This is a genomic window from Myxococcus sp. CA005 (assembly GCF_006518205.1).
GTDB classification, from domain to species: Bacteria; Myxococcota; Myxococcia; order Myxococcales; family Myxococcaceae; genus Myxococcus; species Myxococcus xanthus.
This window is the reverse complement of the sequence record NZ_SRLV01000007.1, coordinates 1-24614: the sequence shown is the minus strand read 5'-3', so window position 1 is coordinate 24614 and position 24614 is coordinate 1. Positions and strand designations below refer to the sequence as shown.

Annotated in this window: 16 protein-coding genes; 1 reads left to right on the top strand and 15 read right to left on the bottom strand. The window is 70.8% G+C overall.

Going from position 1 to position 24614, the window contains the following annotated elements:
• Positions 1 to 4: 4 nt before the first annotated feature.
• On the bottom strand, positions 5 to 400 hold the full coding sequence (locus FMQ63_RS04705) for a hypothetical protein (protein ID WP_171452226.1): 396 nt from the start codon (positions 398 to 400) through the stop codon (positions 5 to 7).
• A gap of 89 nt (positions 401 to 489) precedes the next feature.
• Positions 490 to 1041, bottom strand: a complete 552-nt coding sequence (locus FMQ63_RS04700; protein WP_011554542.1) for a molybdenum cofactor carrier protein — start codon at positions 1039 to 1041, stop codon at positions 490 to 492.
• 710 nt (positions 1042 to 1751) lie between these two features.
• On the opposite strand from FMQ63_RS04700, the gene FMQ63_RS04690 reads away from it, so the two are divergent.
• Positions 1752 to 3590: a tetratricopeptide repeat protein gene (locus FMQ63_RS04690; RefSeq protein ID WP_225909348.1), complete on the top strand. Its 1839-nt coding sequence runs from the start codon at positions 1752 to 1754 to the stop codon at positions 3588 to 3590.
• An 84-nt stretch (positions 3591 to 3674) separates the two neighbouring features.
• Here the strand turns inward: FMQ63_RS04690 and FMQ63_RS04685 are convergent, their stop codons facing one another.
• The 13 genes from FMQ63_RS04685 to FMQ63_RS04625 all read right to left on the bottom strand — a co-directional run bounded on the left by FMQ63_RS04685 (position 3675) and on the right by FMQ63_RS04625 (position 24600).
• Positions 3675 to 4763, bottom strand: coding sequence for an FAD-binding oxidoreductase (locus FMQ63_RS04685; protein WP_231405628.1), 1089 nt, complete (start codon positions 4761 to 4763; stop codon positions 3675 to 3677).
• A gap of 22 nt (positions 4764 to 4785) precedes the next feature.
• Positions 4786 to 5166 carry a hypothetical protein gene (locus tag FMQ63_RS04680; protein WP_011554546.1) on the bottom strand — a complete coding sequence of 127 codons (381 nt, stop codon included), beginning with the start codon at positions 5164 to 5166 and terminating at the stop codon, positions 4786 to 4788.
• Positions 5167 to 5178: 12 nt separating this feature from the next.
• A complete protein-coding gene (locus FMQ63_RS04675; RefSeq protein ID WP_011554547.1) occupies positions 5179 to 5580 on the bottom strand; it encodes a hypothetical protein in 402 nt (133 codons plus the stop codon).
• Positions 5581 to 5783: 203 nt separating this feature from the next.
• Positions 5784 to 6245 (bottom strand): hypothetical protein, encoded by a 462-nt coding sequence (locus FMQ63_RS04670; RefSeq protein WP_043612325.1) that lies wholly within the window; start codon positions 6243 to 6245, stop codon positions 5784 to 5786.
• A gap of 106 nt (positions 6246 to 6351) precedes the next feature.
• Entirely contained in the window at positions 6352 to 8649 is a 2298-nt protein-coding gene (locus tag FMQ63_RS04665; protein WP_011554549.1) for a lantibiotic dehydratase, read from the bottom strand.
• Positions 8646 to 10202 (bottom strand): hypothetical protein, encoded by a 1557-nt coding sequence (locus tag FMQ63_RS04660; RefSeq protein ID WP_020477872.1) that lies wholly within the window; start codon positions 10200 to 10202, stop codon positions 8646 to 8648. The genes FMQ63_RS04665 and FMQ63_RS04660 overlap by 4 nt, the downstream gene beginning before the upstream one ends.
• The gene (locus FMQ63_RS04655; RefSeq protein WP_011554551.1) at positions 10199 to 12526 is read right to left on the bottom strand and encodes a lantibiotic dehydratase; all 2328 of its coding nucleotides are present in this window, start codon (positions 12524 to 12526) and stop codon (positions 10199 to 10201) included. Before FMQ63_RS04655 ends, FMQ63_RS04660 begins: the two co-directional genes overlap by 4 nt.
• Positions 12527 to 12578: 52 nt before the next feature.
• Positions 12579 to 15734 carry a serine/threonine-protein kinase gene (locus tag FMQ63_RS04650; RefSeq protein WP_020477873.1) on the bottom strand — a complete coding sequence of 1052 codons (3156 nt, stop codon included), beginning with the start codon at positions 15732 to 15734 and terminating at the stop codon, positions 12579 to 12581.
• Positions 15735 to 15745: 11 nt separating this feature from the next.
• On the bottom strand, positions 15746 to 16588 hold the full coding sequence (locus FMQ63_RS04645; RefSeq protein ID WP_011554553.1) for a hypothetical protein: 843 nt from the start codon (positions 16586 to 16588) through the stop codon (positions 15746 to 15748).
• 3 nt (positions 16589 to 16591) lie between these two features.
• On the bottom strand, positions 16592 to 19345 hold the full coding sequence (locus FMQ63_RS04640) for a TonB-dependent siderophore receptor (RefSeq protein WP_011554554.1): 2754 nt from the start codon (positions 19343 to 19345) through the stop codon (positions 16592 to 16594).
• Between the two features lie 22 nt (positions 19346 to 19367).
• Positions 19368 to 20288: a PhnD/SsuA/transferrin family substrate-binding protein gene (locus FMQ63_RS04635; protein WP_020477874.1), complete on the bottom strand. Its 921-nt coding sequence runs from the start codon at positions 20286 to 20288 to the stop codon at positions 19368 to 19370.
• On the bottom strand, positions 20285 to 22801 hold the full coding sequence (locus FMQ63_RS04630; protein ID WP_011554556.1) for a tetratricopeptide repeat protein: 2517 nt from the start codon (positions 22799 to 22801) through the stop codon (positions 20285 to 20287). The genes FMQ63_RS04635 and FMQ63_RS04630 overlap by 4 nt, the downstream gene beginning before the upstream one ends.
• Positions 22802 to 22824: 23 nt before the next feature.
• Entirely contained in the window at positions 22825 to 24600 is a 1776-nt protein-coding gene (locus tag FMQ63_RS04625; RefSeq protein ID WP_011554557.1) for a PP2C family protein-serine/threonine phosphatase, read from the bottom strand.
• Positions 24601 to 24614: the final 14 nt, after the last annotated feature.

The following is a 24614-nucleotide window of genomic DNA, read 5'->3' as shown; positions in this document are numbered from 1 at the left end:
GCGCTCAGCTCAAGGCGTTGAAGCGGATCCACATGGCCAGCACGCCTACCACCGCATAGAAGCCAATCTCCACCGTCTCCGACACCGGCTGCGCCTTCTTCAGCGCGCCCCAGGTGTGGACAACCACCATTCCCGCACACACCCAGCCGATGAGGTCGAAGATGGCGGGGCCTGGCCGTGACACGAAACGGGCCGCCGTGAGGATGATGGCCAGCGCCACCGCTCCAAGGCAGCGCCCGAAGTACACCGTGAGGTGATTGTTCCCCTCCGGCAGCCGCCACCCGAACCAGCGCGCCCACGTCAGGGGCATCAGCAGCAGGGGAATCGCGAAGACGACCAGGAAGAGCGTCCCGGCGATGATGAGGAACCAACTGGCGAGCGGATGGTCGGGACTGATCATGATGGCGCACTCGAGACGACGCGGCCCGCCCTGCCTGGGTGGCCCCCGCACGTTCCCCCGAGTGCATCATCCTAGACGCTTTCCAGCGACTACGGCATGGCCAGGCGGAGTGGATCACGCACCGCGGCCCGGAGGAACTCGGCCACCCGCTCCAGTGAGTCCGTCCGCTCCAGCTCCGCTGGGAAGCGCCGGAACGACTCCGGCGGTCCGTAGAGGATGACCGGCTTGCCATAACGCAGGGCCAGGACCGCCTCGGCCACCGTGCCCGCGCCCCCGGGCAGTGACACCAGGGCGTGCGGCGTGAGCACGTTGATGTGATTGCGGCTGAGCGGCTCCGTCCCCTGCTCTCCGCTGAGCGGCAGATGCGTGTAGATGGGCAGCTCCACGTTGGGATTGGGGTAGCCCGAACGGGGCCGGTACTCGCCGCCCTCCACCGTGCCTGGGACGATGCCAATGGAGATGCCGTGCCGGTACGCCACCTGGACGAAGGCATCCGCCGCCGTCCGCATCACCCCGCTGCCCGCCCCCGTGAGCAGGTCGAAGCCCGCCTCGGCGATCCACCGGACCAGCGGGATGACCCGCTCCGCGTGGTCCTCCTTGCCAGAACCGAAGACACCGATGATCCGCCGTGGCCTGCGCATGGGCTCTGCTCCTTCCCCCGGTATGACGGGCCCGTCCTCCAGCTTGTTCCAACCGCGCGCCGTATTCCTCTCACGACGGTTCATTGCCCCACATTCCCCCCCGCCGGGCGTTCACCGATGGAAGCCTTCACACGTGGAGCGTGACGGATCGGACGCTTCACCTGTCAGACCCCCTCTCTACCTTCATCGGCATGCGACTGGAGGTCGTCCATGTTCGACAGTTGTGGAGGATGTGAGCGCCGCGGAGGCGCCGGTGAAGTGTTCGACTGGTGCGCCCACTGCGAGCTGTCCCTGTGCCCCCGCTGCATGGAGCGCGGCTGCTGCGACAATGAGCCCGCCGATTCCGGCCGCTCGGCGCCCCGGTGCCTGCCAGAGCCTCCCGAGGACGACGAGGCCACGGCACTTCCTGAGCACTTCGGCGGCCGGTGCTGCACCCGCGCCCGCGCCGTGGCCTGCTCCTGCGCCTTCCACTGGGTTTGCGCTCACCACGGCGATCAGCACATCGGCACGCATGACTGACGTTCCCGTTCTCCGCTGGGAACGGATCTCCAGGTGCTGGGCTCGACACATCCGGCTCCGCCCAGAAAGTGACGTTTCACCTGATATTTTCCGGGCAGGCTAGATTGCTCAGTTCCTGAGAGGGTGTGAAGATGCGCGTGAGACAGATGTCGTGTCTCACCCCCACCTTGCGCCCCTCCGAGGAGCCTCCCGTGAGTCCCCCCTTCGCGCGTCCCCGCGAGCTGGCTGTCACCGTGGAGACGTCGCTGCCCGCCGCGCTGCCCTCGCACGCCATCGAAGTAGACGTGGGGGTGGCCCTGCCTGTCGCGTTCGGTGGGCTGAGACAGGTCCTTCGCGCGTGTGAAGCCGCCGCGCCCCAGGTCGTCCACACCCTGTCCCGCGCCCATCCCTCCGAATGGAACCGGCTGTTTCCCGGCGCCATCGACGGCGTGCCGGACCTCGGTGACCTGGCGCTGACGCCCTCCGAGCGCCGCCTCCACCGCGAGTCGGAGCAGATGTTCTGGGTCCTCAACGTGGCCGCGAAGGCCATCGTGGAGACGCTGCGCGCCAGCGGCCGGCCCCTGGTGCTCCATGGCGCGGGCGAATGTGACCTGGTGAGCCTGCGCGCGGTGATGCGGGCGGCCGAGTGGAGCCGCTTGGAAGGGCTGCATGGCACCCTGTTGTTCACCGGGTGGAACGTGCGCCGGCCCCATGGCGCGGAGTCCTTCGAGTCCCGGCGGCAGGCCTACCTGGATGCGCTGTGCGACCGGATGCGTGCGCCCCGCGTGCCGACGCCCGGTCCGGTGTCATCGCGCGCGCTGGAAGCGCCGGTGGACCTGGAGGGGCGCTATCTCCAGGTCGCCGTGGACGCGGCCCAGGCGCCCGAAACACGGGTGGCCGCCGCCATCCTCGCCATCCGGAGCTGCTTCTTCACCACCAACTACGAAGGCGCCATGCTGGCCGCCGAGCAGGGGCTGTCGGTGCTGGCGGCGAACACGGACGCGGCGTTGGCGTCTCGCGTGGTCCAGGCCTGGGAGACGCTGGACACGGGCTTCGCCACGCCCGCCATCGAGATTGACCGCGCCAGCCTGGGTGACGTCGAGGAGCTGAAGGCCCTGTTCGCGCGCAGCATGGGCGTGGTCCATGTCTACACCGGCGCGCACGACGCGGCGATGGAGGCATTCGGGCGAGGGCTGGCGTGCCGGATTCCTCCTGAACTGGTGGCGCGGCTGCACATGTTCCGCGCGCTCACCCTGACGAAGCGCTTCGGACAGCTTCCCAACGCGCGGACGGAGGTGGCCGCGGGACTGGCCGCGCTGGAGCGCAGCACATCGCCGGACCGGGCGCTCCAGGAGGGCTGGCTGCGCAACGTCTGCGCGCTGACGTGGTTCCTGGAGCGCAAGCTGGACATGGCGTTGGTGGAGGAGAAGCAGGCCATGCGCTGCGTGGGGGACCTGCACGACGCCAGCGCCACGCACCTGAAAATCAACCTCATCTCCAACGCCAGCTATCTGCAGGAGACGGCGCGGCAGTTCGGCGATGCCATCTCCACGTGGCGCCGGTTCGAGAAGATCAGCGAGAGCTGGGGCGTGAACTTCGCCAAGCACCACCGCTACCGCCTGGCGGGGCTGGAGCTGGCCGCTGGCGAGCGTGACGCGGCGGTGGCCCACTTCACCGAGGCGTTCGCCAACGCCGATGCGCTGGGTGACTCGTTCCACCGGCAGGTGATTGCCGCGGAGCTGGGACGCTTGTTCCTGGACGAGCAGCAGCCCGCTGTCGCCGTGGACTGGTTCGCTCGCGCGGAGGAGCATGCGCGCGCCATTGGGGACCCGCTGAAGACGGCGGAGAGCCTGGCTGGACAGGCCGTGGCGGCTGGACGCACGGACTGGTCAGAGGCGGTGCGGTGCGCGGAGGCGAGCACGACGTGGCCGAAGCAGACGGAGGCGCTGAAGGCCGCGCTCGCACAGGGAGATGCGAAGGCGGTCCACGAAGCGCTGCCTCGCGCCCGGACGAAGCTCAACCGCCCGTTCGACCCGGTGAACCTGTACTGACGTCCCGCTGGGGCGCGGGCGCCCTTCCCCGGGCGTGTGCCCCGCCGGCGCGCATCAGCGCATCCGTGAGCGCCGAGCACCTGCTCAGCGCGTTGCGAGCGGAGAACCGTCGGTGATACGCGCGGGCGAGAACGGCTCGGCGGCGGCGCAATGGCCGTGCGCCACGAGCTCCGCGAGCAAGGCACCGGTATGCGCACCGGTCAGGATGCCCTGGCCACCCAGCCCCGTGGCGACGTAGGTGCGCCGGGTGCCGGGATGACGGCCGATGTACGGGTGGCCATCCGGCGTCGCGGCCCGAAGCCCCGCCCATGCGCGGACGAACCGGGCGTCACGCAGTCGCGGCGCCAGCTTCGCGACGGTGGCACTGAGGTGCAGCAGGCCCGCGGGCGTCACCTGCTCCACGAAGCCCGCGTCCTCCTCCGTCGCCCCCACGACGATTTCGCCCGAGCGCCACGGCGCCAGGTACGAAGGCCCTGAGACGACGCGCGTCAGGTGCAATCCCGGCTGGTGCACCACCAGCATCTGCCCACGCAAGGGCTTCAACGGCAGCGAAGGCAACCCCTCCACGCCCGCCGACCAGGGCCCCGCGCACACGAGCAACTGGTCCGCCCGGAGCGTCTCCCCTTCCGTCTGGACCTCGACCCCCGTGGAGGATTCGGAAACGGAGCGCGCGGCCACGCCCAGCCGCAACCGCACGCCCACGTGGGCAGCGGCCTTCAGGAGCGCGTCGACGTAGCCATCCGTGTCCACGAGGTGGCCCTGGTCCGTCTCGAAGGCACCGAACAGCGGCGTACCTTCCAGCGCGGGCTCGAGCGACACCAGGCTCGCGGCGTCCCGCCAGGTGCCCAGTCCTTCCGCGTCCGCCACCGCTTTCGCCGCCAGCGCATCGCGCGCCTTCGCGTCCGCGACGACGCGGAGGATGCCGTTGCCTCGGCGAAGCTGGTCGCCACCCGGAAGCGAGGCCAGGTCCTCCGCCAACGTGCCGCGGCCTGCCCGGGCGAACGCCAGCATCACCGGGTCATCGAACAACCGCACGGACGGAATGGCGACTCCGGCGGCGGCGCGCGAGCCCCGGCCTCCCGGATCCACGGCGTCCAGCACCGTGACGCTCGCGCCCAAAGCAGAAAGCCGGCGCGCGGCCGAAAGGCCCACGACACCGGCTCCGAGAATCAAGATGTCGGCTCCAGGCTTCATTTCACCTGAGACGCTTGGCGATGACGTGAAAGCCACCATCCACGTAGATGAAGCCGTGCCGCTCGGCGCGCTTCACCACCGCGTCCAACTGGGTGTAGCCCACCAGCACTTGGAACCCGAGCCTCGTGGACTCCTCACTGATGGCGGCCACCACGAGGTCAACGGCGGCGCTTCGCTCTTCCTTGGACAGCCCCGGCGCGGCCACCAGGGTTTCAATCATGGCCAGCGAGCTGTCGGTCCGGTAGAGAAACCCCGCCGCCTTGCCAGGAATGATGAAGCCCGTCTGAGGAAGCGTCTCTGGCGTGACGGCATCGTTCCAGAACTGCAGCCACTCCTGCACTTGAGCGAAGTGCAGCTCTGGAACGTAGAGGATGGGCGTCATCCGGCGATGCTATTACGAAACCAGGAACTGCGACATGCGCTGCGCGGACAGCTCGGCCGCGTTCTTCATGCCCAGCTGGCTCAGGCCCGTCTTCGCCGTGTTCTTCAGCAGGTCGCCCACCACGTCGGTGACCTTGCTCTTGCCCGTGGCCAGATTCAGCGCGCCGCTCAGCAGGCTGTTGCCGCCCGCGCCGTCCATGAGGAACTTGCTGGCGAACTTGCCCACTGTGTTCTTCAAGGCGCCGCCACCCGGAATCAGGTCCGTCGCCGCGCCCATGAGCGCCTGGAGCGGGTTCTTGCCCTGGATGAGGCCGCTGGCGAAGCCCATCGCCGCGCCCAGCAGCGGGTTGACCGCAGACACGAACGGCTTGACGACGTTCAGCACCTTGCCAACGATTCCCTTGAGACCGCCCATGGTAGTTCCCCTTGAGAGGATGGCTGCGGTGCAGCCATCAAGTGCGTCCGATGTGAGAATTGTCGGGAGACGGGCAGATTTGTTTCCCTGTTACCCGAAAAAACCGGACGCCACCCAAAAGCCCATTTAAATTCAGGGACTTAGCGCAGAGACAAGGCACCGAGGATTCCGGGAAATGCTCCCCGGGCCGGGTCCACCGCCGATCAATTCTTGTCGGTGGAAGGCTTCTTGCCCTCCGCGGCGTGCAGATCGCTGGCGGACGTCCCCTTGCGGCTCTCGGGAGCGCCCGTCTGCGCCGCGTCGGACGCGAGCGCCGACTTGAAGCGAGCGTCCGCGTCCTGGTCGCTGAAGCCGTCCCGCTGATGCGCCCGGCTGATGACGACGCGGCCGTCGACGATGTCCTGCAGGTGCCCCTGAAGCTCCTCGATGGTGGGCACGTTGGGGTCCTTGGCCTTCAGCTCCTCGTCGGGGACGATCTCGATCTGGGGTGGCTTCTCCGGGTTGAGGGCATAGTCGATGATTTTCTCGACGTACTCCTCGACGGGCACCTTGAGCAGACGGGCCTGCTCCTTCACGTCCGCGTCGGCCAGCAGCTCCGCGCGAACCTCCTCCACCGGCCGCTTCAGCTTCTTGACGGGGGGAGCGACGACGTTTTCACCGGACATTGACTGTCTCCTCAAAAGGACCCGAAATCCTGGCAAGGCGGGAAGCACCTCCAGGCCGGGGAAGGGACCATTCTGGTAACCGATGCGCCCCGGTTGTCAAAGGGCGTCAGGCCGGTACTTCGCTCCAGCGGGTGAACTGCATCCGCAGCTCGCAGGTGTAGCGGCCCCGCGCGTCCTTCAGCCAGAGCTGCTCCGGTGCCGGGTACATCTCCTCCACGGACAGGCGCTCCGCGTCCCGAGCCAGATGTGACAGCAGGTCCACGGCGAAGGGGCTCGCGGTGTCGATGAGGTACGGCTTGCGCTCCTTCGAGCTGCGCATGAACACGAAGCGAGGCCACCCACCCGCGCGCCGCTCCCGCTGCACGGCGAGGAAGAGCTCGAAGCCCGCGGGCCTTCCCAGCCGCTCCGCCGCCAGGTTCCAGCGCTCGCGCTGGTACACCGCGCCACCCACGCTGAGCCGCGGCAGGTGACTGCCCTGCGTCCGCAGCGGCGCGTGCAGCACCTGGGAATGCGCCAGCGCCGCGAACGGTGGATAGGACGAGAAATCATCGAGCGGCAGGTACAGGCTCAGCCGCTCCCCCTGCCCGTCCACCAACACCGGGCCTTCACGCGTGGGAAGGACCTTCACGTCCCCCGGCGTCAGGGCCCCCTCGTCCACGTCCAGCACGTCCGACACCGAGTACACCAACCGCCGTCCCGGATAGACGTAGAAGCCCTTGTTGCGCCTGCGGATGGCCAGCCCCACGAGCCCCCGCGCCGCGGCGTCCTGTTCCAACCAACGCGAAGCCACCGAGGCGTACCGCTCCCGCTCGGGCTGGAACGCGCTCAGCCAGCTCCACAGCAGCAGGTGGTGGTGGACCCGCGCCAGCATCACCTCGAAGCCGCTTCCGTCCGGCTTCGCGGCGAGGCACACGTCCGGCAAGGCGTAGCGCCCGCCCGGCGTGGACGTGCCCAGGAAGTCCACGGGCAGCGTCCGCGCGCGGCCCTCCTCGGACTCCAGCATTACCGGCGGCACGGGCGAGAAGCGGCTGCCCGTGACGCCATCGGGCCGCAGCCGCACGGCGTAGTCCAGCAGGTCCATGGGGCCCGCATCCGGGCCCAGTGCGTCGCGGACCTGCTCCCGGAAGCCCTGTTGCACCTTCTCGCCATAGGCGGCCGACAGCTCCAGCGCGCCCGTCAGCGCCGCCTCCAGCTCCGCGGTGAAGGCCGCGCCGAAGCGCAGCCGGAAAGGCGAGCTCGCCTCCTCGTAGAGGATGAGCCGGTCCGCGTAGACCTGTCCGTCACCTCGGCGCGCGGGCTTGCCCGTGACCTCCGTGAAGGCAGCCTCCAGGCGCGGCAGCAGCTCGCGCCGCTGGGCCAGGTCTCCACTTTCGAAGTCCGCCTTGAGACGCGCCAGGGTCTCAAACCGCTCCAGCCAGCGTGTGCGCGCCTCCAGGTCGGGGAGCGCCGCCACCGCGTCCCGCACGCTCTCGAATGTGCTGAAGTCGTTCGGCCGGAACGGCAGGCCCCAGAGCAACAACGCGGTCTTCACGAGCGGCAGCGCCTGGCGCTCGACGTCCACGACGGGAAGGCCAAGCACCCTGGCCGCCTCGGCGGGTGTGGGATGCTCGCGCAGCACGGAGAGCAGATGCTCCGCCTCGGGTGACAAGGCGACGTCCAGCTTCAGCGGCTCGCAGCGTGCGCGGCCCGGTGTCACCGTGAAGAGCGGATTGAGGCGCAGCGGCAGGTGCGGGCGCAGCGTGCGCTCCCGCCCCACCGCGCGAGCCAGCTCCGTCACCGCCCAGAAGGAGAAGAACGTGCGGCGGCGCGTGTTTCCGCTGGGCACCGTGCGCACGTCGTAGCCGTCCTCGGTGGTTCGCTCGCCGTAGGAAATGGGGCCGAAGAAGCTGGTTGTCTCGTTCTTCGCGCAGAAGCGCTGGAGGTAGGTGTAGACCTGCCGCTCCACCCGGCGTGCATCGGACGTGTCCGGCCGCTCCCCGCCGCGCAGGTAGCGCACCCAGACGTTGTCGAACATCGCCGGGCTGGAGAGGAACACGGCCTCCTGGATGGCGGGATCCGCGGCTCGCTCTCGCAGTTGCCGTCGCAGTGTCTTTCGTTCCGCGGTGTAACCCGCCTGAACGGACTCGCGACGCTCCTGGTAGCGAGCCCATGCGTCCTGACACGAGGGCCCCAGCCGTGCGTCGATTCGGGGCTCCCGCCCCTGGGACAGCGCATCGAGGAGGGCTTGCGCGCCGGACGCGCCCTTCTCCGCGCGCACGGCGTCCACGAGCGCGTCCTCGGCCTCGAGCAAGCGGGCGACGTCATCCAGCACCGCCTGAGACATCCCCAGCGACTCCAGCCAGTCAAAGGGAAAGCCCGCGTGCCGCAGCACGAATACCTCGCCCAACGTCCAGGGCTCGCTCATCCGTTCACCCTCGTCAGCACCGACCTGGCCACCAGTGTGTCCACCAGCTTCTCCCGCTGCGCCTGGGGAACGGCCCCCAGCACGCTGGCCACTTCCATGGGCCGAACGAGGCCGGCGAGCTTCGGCGCCAGCCGCGCGTCCATCGCGAGCACCGAGCCCGTGCGGAGGTTCGCCGCGAACCACGACGGCTTCGGAGCACCATCCAGCCCCGCCGGGAGCTGGACCCATGCACAGTCCGCATCGAGCTGGATGGCCGCTGCGCTCACGTCCGTTGCACGGGGCCGAGACACCTCGGGAAGACACGCGGCGGCGACCCGGCCCGGGTTCAGCGGCCCTCGCGCGAGCAGCCGCGTCGCGAGTCCAGCAAGCACCTGCGGAACACGGGCACTGGCAATGGAACGGGCGTGCTCGAAGGGCCGGCTCCTCGCGAGGTCCCGGTCGTCGGGAGGCGCGCCGACTTTCACGTCTGGCCACAGCAGCGGGCGGCCACTTTCGGAAGGCATCCGCGGCCAGTGGAAGGGACGCACTCCCGCGAGCGTGTCGAACACCGGCTCCGCGTCCAGCACAGCGAGCGTCGCGTCGAGGTCCGCTTCGTCGACGCCGGGCGCGCCGATCCACCACTCCGCCACGAGGTGGACCCCCGCGTCCCGAAGCCGGCGAGTGCCCTGAGCCAGCGCCTCTCGGGAGACGCGCGCACCCAAGGGGTCGAGCCAGGCGTCGCTGTCCACGGCGCAGAACCCCACGACGGCCACCTTGCAGCCGCTCTCCACCAGCACGTCCGGATGCAGGAGCGAATCGAGCGACACATGCCCCGCCCACGCCTCCGCGCCTCCCGTGAGGGCGCGCACCGTGTCCGGAGGGGTGGCCCTCACGTCCAGCGCCTCGGAAAGCCAGACGCGTGACGTGGAAACCGCCTCATCCAATCCGGGCGACACGCGCCAGCGAAGTGGGGCCGCGTCCACGAAGTTGGCGCGCTGGAACACGGACAGTTGAGCCAGGACGGCCCGGTGCGCCCAGGCGAAGGGCCCCGCGACTTCGAGCGGCACCTGCTCCGGACAGGCCCGCGCCAGCCAGGCCGCGGCAGGCAGTTGCAGGTCGCGTTCGAGCCAGAGCCGCACGCGCTCGGCCTCAGCGAAGCGAGCAGCGGCGAGGGTCAGGTCCTCCCGATACGACGCGAGCTGGTCCAAGGAGCGCAAGACGTCCGCGCTCCGCTCGGTCGTGCCGCCTTCCAGCTCCACATCGTCCAGCCGGAGGTGCACCCCGTCGGGCGGCCCCGAAATGGCGGAGAGCACCGCCCCCAGCGCTCGCAGGCGGGTGCTCACACTCGAGTCCGCACGCGCATGCAGCGACTGGGCGGCACGCAACAGCAGCAGCTCTCGCATCGTCTGCGCGGTCGCGGGCGCTCGCTCGCGTGCGGCGGCGGCGGCCTCCACCGCGTCGTGGGCGAAGACGCGCCGGCAGAAGTCGCGCGCCACGTCGACACACTGCCACCCTTCCGGCGCCTCTGGCACGAGCGTCACGTCGCGGTGAGGTGGCAGGACGAGCAGCCTCATTCCCGCGCTCCGGCAGCGGACTCCGAGCCCCACATCAGCGTGCAACGGAGCTCCACGGTATGGCGCCCACCCGAGGCACTTCGCAGCCAGAGCTGGTCCGGCGAGGGCAGCATCTCCGACAGGATGACCTCCTCCTTCTGCTCCAGCAGGTTGAGGAACACGCGGAGCAGCGGCGGGCTGCGCACGTCCACCAGCACCGGCTTTCGCTCGTCCTTGAACTTCGCGAAGACGCAGTCCGGCATCCCGCGCTCGCTCCACACGCTCACCGCCGCGCGAAGTCTCGCCGAGTCATCGCGGCCCGCGAGCAGCGCCTCCCGCTCCGCCTGCGACAGCCGCCACTGCTCGCGCTGCACCACGACACCGCCCAGGGTCAACCGAGGCGTGTGCTCGCCCAGCGACACGCGCAGCGGACGGATGCGCGGCAGGGAGAAGGCGGTGTGCACCAGACTGTCCAGCTCACCGTTGTAGAGACACACCTCGGAGCCCAGCCGCTTCGACACCAGCCGCGCCCGCGTTCCATCACTCTCCACGAACAGGTCATCCAGCGGCAGCCGCCACGCGGAGGCGCGGGCACTGACACCGCCCAGCTCCACCACGGGCCCCGGGAACTCCGACGGAAGCAGGCCCGTGCGCCGCGACGCCAACACCGTCACCAGGGGCACCGGCCTGCTCAAGGCGCCGAGCGCCCGCACCATGGCGCTCTCCACCCGGCCGCGCGCCTCGTGGAACTGGAGCGCCCAGCCCCACACCAGCGCCGTGTCGTGCACGTCGCCCATCACCAACTCGTACTCACCTCGGCTCCAGGCCTCCACGTCCCGGGCCCCCACGAGCAGGTCGATGGACGTCACGAGCGAAAGCGCCTTCGCGTCTCCGTCCAGCGACGGCGGCGTCACCAAGCCCAGGTCCGCGCAGCGCGCGGACGCGTCTCCCACTGCGCCAGCCAGCACCTCCGCCACCGAGCCATCCAACGGCACCGGCCGGTCCGAGTACGCGGCCGCCACCTTCCAGAACGGCACCGTGCGCGCCCCCACCAGCTCCGCCACGGTGGTGCGAGCGGCCTCCCGGGTCCGCCGCGCCGCCGCTCCCATCCACGCCAGCGCGGGCTCCAGGCGCGTCACCAGCTCACGCGCCCGCTCACCTCCGGCCTCCAGCCGCAGGTCACCGCCGCACTCCTCCCGGAGCGCCAACCGGTCCTGGTAGAAGTTGTGCGACTCCGACGCGGGCCCACGCTCGGAAGGCGGCGCCACGCCCCACTGCTCATTCGCGCGCTTCGCGAAGGCGGCCTGGAGCGCCATCTTCCCCGCGGCATCCGCGGCGCCATACCCGGCCATCAACGCCAGCAGCGCGCTCAAGCCCTCCACGTGCCGCCGGGCCGCGGAACACGGCAGGCCCGCAACGCGCTCGGCCAGGTCGTCCACCGGGTGATGCGTGGCCGCGGGCACCTCGAGCTGATGCGTCAGCAGTCCCTTTTCGCAGCCCATCCGCGCAGCCTCGCGCGCCATGCCCGGGGCCACGCCCAGCGATGATGCGAGCCCCGCGAGCGTGCGCGTTCCATCCACCGCCTCCACCAGCCGGGGCAGCAACGCCTCCGCGCTCTCCGGCGCGGGCAGCGTCTTGCGCGATGGCACCTCCGCGAAGGCCTTGCGACGCAGCACCAGCCACGCGGCGACCTCGGGGTCGAAGGCGATGGCGCGAACCAGTCCCTGCACCAGCCACGACGCCGCGAAGGTGTTCCGCCCCGTGAGCACCTCCGGCCCGGACCAACGCAGCGTCACACCCGTCGGCGCCGCCGCGTCCGCGCGGCCGTAGTTGATGGGACCGAAGAAGCCCATCGTCTCGTTCTTCGCGCACATGCGTTGCAGGTAGCTGGCCACCTGCCGCCGCAACCGCGCGCCGTCTCGCCCCTCCAGCAGGTCTCTCGCCACGGGGGGGCTGGAGCTGGCCACCGCCTCCAGGAAGCGCGGCTCCTGCCGCAGGGCCCTCAGCGCGTCCTCCACCGCCAGGGACTCCTGCTTCATCGCCGCATGAAAGGTGGCCTCCGCCTCCTGCGCGGCCCGGGCACGGTCGTTCCATTCAGCGAACAGCTCGGGAGACTCCATTCCCTCGATGTCCACCGGGCGCCCGGCCTTCAGGGCCGACAGCACCGCGCGCGATGGCCGCTTCACCCGAGGGCCCTGGGCTTTCAGCGCCTCCAGCTCCCGCCGCGCCGAGGCCAGTTGGCGCGCGGCCCGTGCGGCCTCCGGGCACCCCAGCCGCTCCAGCCAATCGAAGGGAAAACCCGTGGTGCGAACCACGAGGTGAGGGAAGAGGGTCCAGCCCTTCATGCGTTTCGCACCCTTCGTCCGGGACGCCGCTCGGCGCCCGGCAGCGCGCCGCTCAGTTTCGCGGTTGCGACTTCACTTCGATTTGCTGTCCGGGCACGGCCATCACCCACAGCTTGCTGACGCCGCTGGGGCAGCGCACCAGGACTTCCAGCTCCCGGCCCGCTTCGATTCGTGCCTTCAACAGCGGCGTTCCACCCGGCAGCAACGCGCCACCGACGTGGACCTCACAGCCAGGGGCCGCGCCCGTTACGCTCAGCAGGCCCGTGGTACCAGGCTCCGGCGAGGCGTCCGCCAGCGTGCGCACGTCGATGCCCTCGCGCTGCTGCGTGGTTCCGAACCGCCGCAGCTTCCCCTCCACCGCCGTGGAGATGAGCAGCGGGCCACCCGACGGGTCATGCACCTCCGTCCCCGCCTCGTGACGCAGGCCGCCGACGTAGACGTGCTCCCCGGGCCCCACGTTGACGAAGTTCGAGCCGCCATCGCGCGTCATCACCACCGCCACCACGGCCAGCACCAAGACGCCGCCACCGACGATGCCCAGCAACTTCCAAGGGGGCTGTTTGTCCGCCGGTTTCTCCGCGGGCGCGGGCGCGGGAACGCGGCTCGCGGGAGCAACGGGCCGCGGCGGAGGCGGCTGGGCGGGACGGGCCGCGCTGGCGTGAGCCCCGTGCCCCAGCCCTGGCACCGGCCCGGACGGACGCGGCGGCGGCGCAGGCATGGCGGGCTGTGGCTGAGAGGCACGCGGCGCGGGAGCGGGCCGAGGCGGCGCTTCCGTCCGAGGCGGCGGCGCGCCCAGGTTGAGCGGCACCACCTCGGTGCGGTCGTTCGCGTCGTCCTCGGACACGGAGATGCCGGGGAATGAGTCGTCCTCCGGAGGCGGCGCAGGAGGCCGCACAGCCGCGCTGGCGACGCCCACGGGCCGTGGCGGGGGCGGCGGGGGAACCGGTGGGCCAGGGCGAGGAATGCCGCCACTGCCGCCCATCCCAGGACGGCTTCCGGCCATGGGCACACTGCCCCGGCTGGGCGTCCGTCCATCCGTGGGCGCGGCCATCTCCCCACTGCCGATGTTGCCGCTGCCACTGCCCGAAGGCACCGGACGCGGGTGGCTCCCCGTTCCGCCGACGGCGGACGGCGCGAACTCCACCAGCCGGTCGCCCAGCGTGTCCCGGAAGAATTGGGCCACCGCCGCGGGCGACGAGTTGAGCCGGTGATGCGCCATCACCGCTTCGATTTCCTCGCGCAGCGCGGCGGCGGACGGCGTGCGGCGCGCCGGGTCCTTCACCAGCGCGCGGAGGACGAGGTCGGAGACGTCCTGCGGGATGTTCGGCTTGAGCTGCGAAGGGACTGGCGCGGGGTCCCGGACGATGGCTTGCAGCGTCGCCGCGTCGTGGTCCCTGCGAAATGGGAGCGAGCCAGTGAGGAGTTCGAAGAGCACCACGCCCAACGCGAACACGTCGTTGCGCGCGTCCAGCGTGCGCCCGGACGCAGCCTCCGGGGAGATGTACGAAATCTTCCCCTTCAGCACGCCCGCCTGCGTGTGCTCCTCGCCCGCCACCTTGGCGATGCCGAAGTCACTCAGCTTGATGGCGCCGTCCAGCGAGATGAGGACGTTGTGCGGGCTGACGTCCCGGTGCACCACCGGGTGCGGCGTGCCCGCGGGGTCCACGTAGGCATGGGCGTAGTGAAGGCCCGCGGCCACGTCCGCGACGATGCGCAGCGCATGCTCCAGCGGGAGCGCCAGGCCCTTGCGTCGCAGCTCGATGACCAGCTTCTTCAGGTCCGGCCCGCGCACGTACTCCATGAGGATGTACGCGACGCCGTCGGACACACCCACGTCGAACGTCTGCACGACGTTCGGGTGCGTCAGCCGCGCGTTGGCGCGGGCCTCCGCGAAGAGCATGTCGACGAACTCGGGGTTCTCCGCGAACTGCGGGAGAATCTTCTTCATCACCACGAACTTCTCGAAGCCCTTCACGCCCACCTGCTTGGCGAGGAAGACCTCCGCCATGCCGCCCTGTCCCAGCCGCCGGATGATGTTCAGCTTGGTGCTGCCCAGCGAGTTGGAGATGTCCGTGGACGCGCCCTGACGGGCCGCCGGGTCGATGTTCGTGGCGCCGAAGAGGTACTGACTGAGGGCGCGAGTCTCCAGCGCCTCCAGGTCCTCCAGCGGCCGGTCCGTCAGCTGCACCCGCGCCAGCAGCCCCTGGAGCTGGGGCATGTGGGGGACGCGCGCGTTGCCGCCGCAGATGGGGCACGGCACCTCCACGCCGGACGCCTGCGCCCGCAGCCTGGCCAGGTAGTCCGCGGCTTGGAGGCGCTGGTGGCTCACCTGCCCGCAGTTGCGGCAGTCACACGGCAGCCACAGCGTGGCCAGCCGCACCGGCAACACCTTGGCCGAGCGCGCCAGCACCGCCAACGCGGGCGGCGGCACCCGGCACAACACCACGTGCGCGCCCTGCGCCGCCGTCTCCAGCACCTGCTCCAGCTTCGGCAGGGCCTCCGGCTCCACCTTGCTGACGTGGCTGAAGTCGAAGCCGACGCGGCCCTCCAGGCCCGACGCCAGCCGGCGCACGTTGAGGTCACCCTTCAGCGCGCTGGCCAGGGTGATGTACGTGATGTCGTCCTGGATGATCTTCAGGTGCTGCGACAGCTCCGGCTGCTCCGCCGGCATGCTGGCGCGCAGGTAGCGCATGACGACCGGGTCCACCTGACCGAACTGCTGCCGCCGCGCGTAGTCGAAGAACTCGCCCGGCAGGTCCGCGAACTCCAGCGGCTCCTGACACACGGGGCAGGAATGGTCGGGTGCACGTTCCTCGGAGATGACCTGCGCCTCGTCCAGCAGGTTCACCAGCCGCAGCCGGTCCTCGTTGCAGGCGCGGCAGGTATAGGGCGCCAACATGGAGAGGACACGGGCGACGCCGGCGAAGCCCTCCACCATGTTGAGCTGGTCCACGATGACGGGCGGCGCGTGGACCACGTAGAGGCCCAGGGCCCCCTGGGGCAGCTTGGCGGCGAACTCAATCCACCGCCGCACGCCGAAGGAGCTGATGCGCTCCACCTGCCCCAGGTCCACCACCAGCAGCCCGCTCATCTCCGGGCTGGCGGACGTCAGTGGGAATGTTTCGTCGATGACGCCGGAAATCCGGACGTGGGTAATCGTCCCCACGCGGAGCCGGCTGATGATGGCGTTGGAAACCTGGCTATCCACCGGCCCTGACCTCATTGAAGACAGAACAGCAGCGACTTGGGTTGTGTGGCGCGGCGGCGGGCCTCCCCCAGGTCCACCACGCACAGGACTCGTGACTCACGGCCAGCGGCCACACGGACGGCCACCACATCGCTGTGCTCCAGGATGCGCCGCAGTCCCAGCCCCGCCCCTCCTCCGGACGCATCCACCTGGACGCGCCCGCCCCACCCTCCCAGCGCCCGGGCGAAGGGCCCCGGACGCAGACCACCGAAGCGGTCCACGACTTCCAACCACATGCGGCCCTCTTCCACCACGAAGGACAGCTCGCACGCGTCCTCCGGCGCCACCTCTCGGACCTCGGAGCGGCGGTGCGCGTACCGGTGCTGGCCCTGCGCATCCACCGGCGCGTCCCACATCGCGTTGGCCGCCAGTTCGTGCACCACGTCGCCCACCAGCGCCGCCGCCGTGCGCGAACCCCGCGCCTGGGTGACGGCCTGCGCGGCGGCCTCACCGGTGGCGTTGATGTCCGCCACCGACTGAAGCCGGTGCCGCGATGCCCCCGCGGGCAGCAACGGCGCGCCGCGAAGCAGGTCCCCCAACAGGCGCGTCTCCCACGGGGAGGGGCGTCCGTCGGAGGCCCGTGTCGCCAGCAGCAGCGCGGGCGGCTCGCCGCGCAGCGCCTCCGCATGCGCGGGCGTCAGCTTCCCGTCGAAGAGCACCAGGCGCCGGGGCCCCGAAGGCGACCCTGGCCCCTGGCACAGCGCCATGCCGCCCTGTGCGAGGACGGGAGCCGCCTGCTCCACCAGCACCGGAGAAAGCGACTCGTCTGCAATCAACAGGAGGCCGCCGGCCTCCAGGTGGGGGGCGGTACTCAAGGGCTAGTATCGAACCTTGACTTCGCTGAAGAACGACTGGGGCGGTGCTGGGAAGCCGTGGGACTCCTCGTACTTCGCGTTGAAGAGGTTGGAGCCGAGGAACGACACGGAGATGCCGTCGTAGACGTTGAAGCCCACACGCGCGCTGGCCGTGACGTAGCTGGGCAGCTGCACGCGGGTGGTGGGCAGGCCCGTCGTCTCGTCCACCTCGAAGCCCGGGTCATAACGTGAGCCCACCAGCAGCGCGTACAGCTCCACGAAGGCGACCTTGCCGATGTTGGTCCGGCCACGCGCGTAGATGCGATGGGCCGGCGCGTAGTCCAGCGGTGACTGAGGGCCGTCGTCGTACGGCAGCGCCTTGGCGTCGAGGAACTGGTACGCGATGTCGAAGGACGAGTTGATGGACGGAATCTGCGCGGCCGCTTCCAGCTCGAAGCCCGCCACCCGCGCGTCGCCCAGGTTCTGGAACTGCGACACAGAGCCGAAGACGAGCTGCTGGTTGATGAAGTTCTTCGCCAGATTGTAGAAGCCCGTACCCGTCAGGCGCACCCTCCGATCGAAAGGCCAGAAATCCACCGATGCCTCGATGGTGTCCAGCGTCTCCGCGCGAAGGTTGGAGTTGCCCACCAGTGTGGCCGCGTACATCTGCTGGTTGATGGCCAGCTCCGCCAACGTGGGCGCACGGAAGGCGCGGCCGTAGTTGGTGCGCAACGTCAGCAACTCCGGCACCGCGTGGAACACGACGCTGGCGCGCGGCGAAACCTGGTCCGTGCGGTTCTGCCAGACCCGCTCCGGAATCTGGTAGCGGTCGTAACGGGCACCCGCGCCGAACACCAGCCGGTTGAAGAGGCGGTACTCCGCGTCCACGAAGCCGCCCAGGATGGTCTGCCGCGTGTCGTCCATGCTCAGCTCGGGCAGGACGTTGGGCACGTTGACGGCGTCCGCCTTCAAGTCACCACCGAAGGTGACGTTGAGGTCGCCCATCGTCCACAGCGCGCGCGCCTCGCCGCCCAGCCGGCGCCGCTTGCCCAGCGCACGGGTGGGGTCGCCGCCGAAGGCGTTCTCCATCAACACGTCGCGGCGCTTGAAGAGGCCGTACGCCTGGCCGAAGAGGCGCAGGTTATCGGTGACTTGCTGGTCCACCTGCGCGGACGCGTTGAAGTTCTGCACCGACTCGGAGTCGTTCGGCGTGTAGTGGCAGCGGCCGCAGTTGCCCACGGTGGAGATGTGCGTGCCACCCGGGCGGCCAATCTCCGCGTCCGTGAAGTCCGCGTCCAGCGCCAGGGGCCCGATGCGCACCTTGCCGTTGACCTGGTGAACCAGTGAGTCCTGGTTGGTGTCCACCCGGCCCACGCGCGGGTCGTTGAAGAGCTGCGGGCCGTCCGAGCCGAAGCCGTAGTAGCCCAGCAGCGCCTCCACCGGACCACCACGGCCCGCCACGGTGCCATGCAGACGCCACGTCTGGTCCTGGCCCGCCAGCACCCGGGCCTCGGCGCCCACGTTCTTGCCCTTCTCGATGAGGTCCGACGGCTGGCGCTGGATGACGTTGATGACGCCGCTGAAGGCGTTGGAGCCGTACAGCGAGGAACCCGGGCCGCGGATGACCTCCACCTGCTTGAGGTTGGTGAGCGGCGTGGTTTCGTCCCCGTAGAACTGGCCCGTCCACGGGTCCGTCAGCGGACGGCCGTCCTGGAGCAGCAACAGGCGGTTGGACAGGTAGTTGGAGCCCAGGCCGCGCGCGCTCACCGCCGCCTTGCGCATGGAGCCCCGGCGGCACTCCATGCCGGGGAAGTACTGGATGGCCTCGCACAGCGTGAACTGGCCAGTGCCTTCCAACTCGTCGGCCGGAATCCAGGACACCGTGAGGGGCACGTCGGAGATGCGCTGGTTGCGCTTGCCGGCGGTGGTCACCACCGCCTCGCTCAGCACGCGGTTGACGGACTCCTCCAGCGCGTCGGCGCCGTCCAGCGGGTCCGTCCCCAGGCCCGCGAGCCCGGACTGCGGCGGCAAGGGGCGATCCAGGGTCGGCTCCGCGAAGGGCGCGCTGATGGGAATGTTCGACGAGGGCGCGGGCTGGTGCGCGGGCAGCGTCGCGGTGGCCGGCGAGAGATGCGTCGGCGCGTCCGGCGGGTTGAAGTCCGCGCCGACCGGCGGCAGCGCCTGCGGTGAGGCAGGCTCGGCCGTCAGGGGCGTGGCCGGCGTCAGGGGCGCGGCGGAGGGCGGCGTGGGCACGGGTGCCGGCGCGCTCGCGGGCGACGGATCATCCGTGGCAGGCCCGCCACCCAGGACGGGAATCTCCGGCTCATCCGCGTCCTCGATGGGCGGCTTCACGGGCTTCTTCGGCTTCTTCGCCGTCTTCGCGGCGGGACGCGCGGGGGCCGCGGGCTTCACCACCCGCTTCCGGCGTTTCACCTTGGCGGGAGCCTCCGCCTCCGCGGCCTCCTGCGCTGCCGCGCTCGAAGGGACGGCGAGGGACAGCACGCACAGCATGATGGAAAGAGGCAGGCCGGCGCGCAGGGCGCGGCGACCGGCAACCGCCTTCGCCGCGCCCAGCCGCGGCTCACCGAACAGAGTCGAGTGCATCGTTCTCACATCCAAGGGTGGAGCATGGACACCCGAGGTCCTGTACGTACGACCCGGAGACGGGCTCGGCGCCAGCGCTTGCGTCCGGGGGAACGCGGTTTCTCGGCTGGACACCAACGCCATCATTTTCAAGCTACCCCAGAGACAACGCCGGGCCAAGTCGCTGGCTCTCATTCTCTAGAAACTCGGGAAAGGTTCAGTCGTCCGGCTGTTCCGCGGAGACGGCGAGGTCTCCAACGAAGGACGGAAGCGCGGGGCCCAGCTCCTCCGAGCGCACCAGCACCTCGGCCTCCACGTGAAGCTCGGCCCCTTCCGCCAGCACCGGCTGACGCCGCGGCGGGCCACGCGTGACGAGCTTGCTGAACTCGTCGAAGTCCTTGTCCTGGAGCCGCGCGAAGGCATCGAAGGGCGCCACCGCGCCCACCTTCCCCAGCGCGCCGGTGAGCGCGGCCTCGTGGTTGCGCAGGTCCACCAGCACGGCACCCGGCACCCGGCCACTGCGGAAGAGCACGCGCACATCCTTGCCCTTGGGCACGTGCGCCAGCGGGACGAGCGCCGCCTCCGCGCCCTTGGCCTCCAGCATCTTCAGCGCGGACTCCACGTTCGGCACGGGGGCCAGCTTGAAGTGCTTCTGGGCGTCCAGGTCGCCACCGAGCACGACGTGGGTGACGAACTTCGGGTCCGCCGGGCCCGCGCCCTTCACGTGCGCCAGGCGCTTGCCGGCGAGGTCCTTCACCACGCCGCGCTGCAACGCGACAATGGCCCAACGCTGCTGCGTGTCACCCGCGCGTGAGGCCCAGGCCACCGGCTTCGCCTTCGCGCCCAACTGCACCGCGGCCCACGCATCCACCACCGCGAAGTCCACCATCCCGCCCGCCACCGCGCGGGAGAAGTCCTCGTAGCGGCCGAAGCTCTTGGCGGCCACGGGCGTGTCCAGGGTCTCCGTCAGCCGGGCGGCCAGGGCCTCCGCGTACTCGAAGCGCTCCTGGCCATCGGCGAGCGTGGTGGCGAGGAACACCCCCAGCGTGGCCTTCTTCGGCGCCGCGAGCGCGGAACTGGCCGTCAGGGTGCAGGCCAGCACGAGGCCAGCCAGGAGGAAGCGAGGTGACGTCTTCATGGGGTCTCCTCCACGGTGGCGTCCGCGGGCGCGCCCGCGGCGGGCTCGGCCAGGCCGTGCAGACTCTGCAGGCGTTCCTTCCACTCACGCACCTGCGCCATGCGCGGGCCGCTGCCGCCGGCCAGGTAGCGGCGCCATGCCTCCACGGCCTCACCCGCGTCCTTGCGGCGCTCCTGCGCGTCGATGCCCAGGTTGAGCGCGGCCACCGGCACGCTCGACTCCAGCCGGCGCCACGTCTCCACGGCGTCTGTCGTGCGGCCCTTGCGCCAGTCGACGCAGGCCAGGTTGTGCTGCACCTGCGTGTCGTCCGGATTGCCGGCGAGCGCGGCCTTGAAGGCCTTCTCCGCCGCCCTCATGTTGCCGGCATTGTACGCCTGGGATGCCTCGCGGCGGTGGAGCGCGCCCGTCATCGCCGTCAGCCACTTGGGCTGTCCGGGCATCGGCTTCTTCGCCGCCGCGGTCAACTGCTTGCGCGCGGCGGGCACCTGCCCCTTCTTGTAGAGCACGAAGGCGGTGGCCAGCGCGCGCGTGTTGGGCCAGGCCCAGGGCTGCGTGGACGCAAGGGCCTTGGTGATGGCCGCGCTCGCCTCCGCGTGGCGCCCCGACTCCGCGCGCGCCAGGCCGCGGACGAACTGGGCCAGCCGCACCAGCTCCTTGCGGTTGCCCGTGCCCAGCTTGTCCACCAAGTCCAAATCCCGCTCGGCGGCGTCGGCATCTCCGGCCTCCAGGCGCACCAGCGCCCGGCGCACCAGCACGCGCGGAAGGTTGGCGCCCGCCACCTGCGCCGCGGCGCGCGACGGGCCCACCGCGGTGAGGCGCTGCACCGCCGCGTCCACCTGCCCCAGCTCCACCTCGGCCAGCGCGGCGCCGACGGAGGCCTCCGCCTGTTCGTCGGGCTCCTCCGTCTGGGCGGCCGCGCGGTTGAAGGCCTCCAGCGCCGCCTGGGCATCGTTCGTGGCCAGCCGCGCGTACCCCAGCAGCAAGCTGTCACGCCACGCGGCGCCCGGCAGCATCACGCCCTGCTCCATCACCTTGCGCGCGTCCGCGTAGGCGCGCGTCTCCAGCAGCGAGGCGCCCAGCCGGCGCGCCATGGGTGCGCCCCGGTCCAGGTCGTACGCGCGGCGCAAATCCCGGACGGCGTCCTCCAGCCGTCCCGTGCCCGCCCTGTCCCGCGCCCGGTGCGCCAGGGCCCGGGCCAGCCACTGCTTCGCCCCGGCGTGTTCCGGCTCCACCTGCAGCGCGTTGGCGTAGTCCTCGATGGCCTGGTCCCACTGGCCGGTGGCGAAGTGGTCCGCGCCCAGCAGCACGTAGCCCAGGGCCTGACGCGGCGCCATCTCCACCACGCGCCGGTGCACCTCCACCGCGCGCTGGAAGCGGCCCGCGCGGCGATTCACCGAGCCCAGGTTGGCCCACAGCTCCAGGCTGTTGGCGCCCGCGCGCACCGCGCCCTCCAGGAACTGGATGGCCTCCTCGTGCCGGCCCTGTGCCTGGAGCGCCTTGCCCACCGCCATCTGCCCCAGCACCAGGCCCGGCTGGAGCTGGAGCACCTTGCGATACTCCGCCTCCGCGGCGGCCGCGTTCTTCTGGGCGAAGCGCACGTCACCCAGCAGCAGGTGCGCCGCGGGTGAGCTGCCCAGCTTCATCACCGCCTGGGCCTGCGTGTCCGCCTTCGCGACGTCCCCCGCGCCCAGGTACAGACGGGCCAGCTTCTCGCGCGCATCACCCGCCTGCGGGAAGCGCGTGGTGACGCCCTCCAGCAACGTGCGCGCCTCCACGGCCCTGCCCTCCAGCTCCAGCACCTGCGCCAGGCCCAGTTGCACCGACGGCGACTCTGGCCGGCCCGCCTGCGCCTGCTGGAAGGACGCGCGCGCCGCCGCGGCATCCCCGCGCAGCACATGGGCGCGACCCAGCAGCTCGTGAATCTGGAAGTCGTTGGGTGCCAGGGCCTGCGGACGCAGCGCCAGGTAGCGCTTCAGCCGCGTGGCCGCCGCGTCTCCCTGCTGGACGTAGAGGTAGTAGCTGGCCAGGTAGTAATGAACGATGAGGTGTTCGGCCTTGTCGGCCGTGGCCACCCGCTCCATCAGCGGCACGGCCTCCGGGAAGCGGCGCAGCTTGAAGTACGCCACGCTCACCGGATAGGCCAGGGCCAGCTCCGAGGGGTTCGCCGTCAGCACCGGCTGCACCCGGTCCACGGTGCGCTGCCAGTCATTGAGCGCGTTGGCGCTGGCACCCAGGCCGGCGGCGGCGGCCACGGAGCCAGGCTCGGCGGTCAGTGCCTGTTCGAAGAGGGCCAGGGCCTTGCGGTACTTCTCCTCGGCCTCCTTCTTGTCACCCGAGGCGCTGGCGGCGCTGGCGGCCACCTGCGCCGCCTCGCCGTCCCGCACCAGCCGCTGGGATTCGGACATGGGCGGCGGGCGGTACTGGGCCAGCGCGGGCGGGCCGCACAGGGTGGTCAGCAGCGCGAGCGCCGGCGTGAGACGGCGCGACCGGGGATGTCGTGGGGAGCGTCGCATGCGTGTGGAGTCCCAGAAGGAAGTCAGGCGGCGGGGCTGAACTCGGCCACGACGACGGTGATGTCGTCCCGCTGCGGCTGGCCGGCGCTGAAGGCGCGAGCGTCCGCCAGCACCGCGTCACGCAGCGCCTCCGCGGACAGGTGGGCGTGCGCCTGGACCGCGGCGGCCAGACGCTGGGTGCCGTAGAGCTTGCCCGCGTTGTCGCGCGCCTCGGTGAGGCCGTCCGTGTACCAGACCACCACGTCCCCTGGCCGCAGCTGGGCCTGGCGCGAGGTGAACTGGGATTCGACGGAGGCGCCCAGCAGCGGGCCGCGCGCGGGCAGCGATGCAATCTGACCGCTGCGCTTGTTGAACACCAGCGGACTGGGGTGCGCGCCCGCCGCGTAGTCGATGTAGCCGTTGGACACGTCGATGACGGCCAGCGCGCTGGACATCTGGTGCTCACCGCGGCCCACGTTGGCCAGCGTCACGTTGAGGGCGGTGATGAGCATCTGCGCGTTGACCTGCGACGGCTCGCGCAGCGTCATCGCCGAGGCGAAGCCACTGGTGGCGCTGGTGGCCACCAGCGACGTGGACAGGCCGTGGCCCGTCACGTCGCCAATGCCAATGACGATGCGCCGGTCATCCAGCGCGGCCCGGAACCACCAGTCGCCGCCGCACGCATCCGCGGTGACGACCAGGCCGGCGATGCGCAGCGGCCCCACCTGCACGCCCTCGCGCCCCGGCAGCAGCGTCTCCTGCACGGTGCGCGCGAGCGACACCTCTCGCTCCAACTGCGCCTTGGCCCGCACGTCCTCCAGCAGCACCTTGATGCGCTCGGCCATGTGGTTGAACACCACGCCCAGCGTCACCACCTCGCGGCCCGCGCCCTGCGCCGTTCCCGCCCGCGCGCTCAGGTTGCCGGCGGCCAGTTGCATCACCTTGCCGGTCAGCATGCCCAGCGGCCGGGTGATGCGCCGGCTCTGGTAGGCCACCAGCACGCCCGCCAGCACCACGAAGCCCAGCCCCAGCCCCAGCATGCGCAGCGTGGTGGCGCGCACCGTGGCGCGCTTGTCCTGCTCCAGCGACGCCAGCTGCTGCTGCAGCCCGCCCAGCGAGTAGCTGATGACGACCAGCCCCTTGCCGCTGCTGGAGCCGTAGTCGATGGGCTCCTGGATTTCGGAGATGGGCTGCCCCCGGTAGAAAGCGCTCACCAGCCGGCGCTCGGCGCGGCGGACCGGCGCGACGTCCTCCTTGTCCTCGCTGGCGCCTTCGCTGTCCGCCATCCGGACTCCGTCCGGGTCGAAAATCTGCACCCGGAGGATGTTCGGGTTCGTCTTGACGATGGAGCCCGCCACCTCTTCGAGGAAGGCGTAGTTGTTGTCGCGCAGGTTGGTGGCGGAGGTGAGCGCGATGGTCTGCCCCACCGTCTGGCCCAGCTCGCGCGCCTGCTCCTGGATGCGCTCCTTGGAGACGAGCGCCGTCTCCTCGAACTGGGACTTGGTGGAGGCCACCGACAGCGCCGCCAGCAAGCCCACGATGAGCACCACCAGGACGCCGGTGGTGAGCAGAAGAATCTGGTCCAGCCGCAGGCCCTTGATCTGGGCCACGTTGGGCAGCTCGCCCGCCTCCAGTGGCGCGATGAGGGTGCGGGTGCCGCCCTCCGCCAGCCCCAACGGGCCCGTCAGGCGCGTGGCGGTGGACTCCCGCGCACTGGTGACTTCCTGGGTGCCTGTCCGCTCGGACGGCGGGAGCGCGGCGTCATCCGGGAACTCGTCGGACGCGGGCGCGGACTTCAGTCGCGTATTCGTACTGGACAAGGGCGGGCCGGGGT

Excerpts from the sequence above, each read along its gene's own strand:
- FMQ63_RS04660 (WP_020477872.1), bottom strand. The coding sequence starts at position 10,202 with ATGAGGCTGCTCGTCCTGCCACCTCACCGCGACGTGACGCTCGTGCCA.
- FMQ63_RS04705 (WP_171452226.1), bottom strand. The coding sequence starts at position 400 with ATGATCAGTCCCGACCATCCGCTCGCCAGTTGGTTCCTCATCATCGCC.
- FMQ63_RS04675 (WP_011554547.1), bottom strand. The coding sequence starts at position 5,580 with ATGGGCGGTCTCAAGGGAATCGTTGGCAAGGTGCTGAACGTCGTCAAG.
- FMQ63_RS04700 (WP_011554542.1), bottom strand. The coding sequence starts at position 1,041 with ATGCGCAGGCCACGGCGGATCATCGGTGTCTTCGGTTCTGGCAAGGAG.
- FMQ63_RS04640 (WP_011554554.1), bottom strand. The coding sequence starts at position 19,345 with ATGAGAGCCAGCGACTTGGCCCGGCGTTGTCTCTGGGGTAGCTTGAAA.
- FMQ63_RS04670 (WP_043612325.1), bottom strand. The coding sequence starts at position 6,245 with ATGTCCGGTGAAAACGTCGTCGCTCCCCCCGTCAAGAAGCTGAAGCGG.
- FMQ63_RS04680 (WP_011554546.1), bottom strand. The coding sequence starts at position 5,166 with ATGACGCCCATCCTCTACGTTCCAGAGCTGCACTTCGCTCAAGTGCAG.
- FMQ63_RS04635 (WP_020477874.1), bottom strand. The coding sequence starts at position 20,288 with ATGAAGACGTCACCTCGCTTCCTCCTGGCTGGCCTCGTGCTGGCCTGC.
- FMQ63_RS04655 (WP_011554551.1), bottom strand. The coding sequence starts at position 12,526 with ATGAAGGGCTGGACCCTCTTCCCTCACCTCGTGGTTCGCACCACGGGT.
- FMQ63_RS04630 (WP_011554556.1), bottom strand. The coding sequence starts at position 22,801 with ATGCGACGCTCCCCACGACATCCCCGGTCGCGCCGTCTCACGCCGGCG.
- FMQ63_RS04665 (WP_011554549.1), bottom strand. The coding sequence starts at position 8,649 with ATGAGCGAGCCCTGGACGTTGGGCGAGGTATTCGTGCTGCGGCACGCG.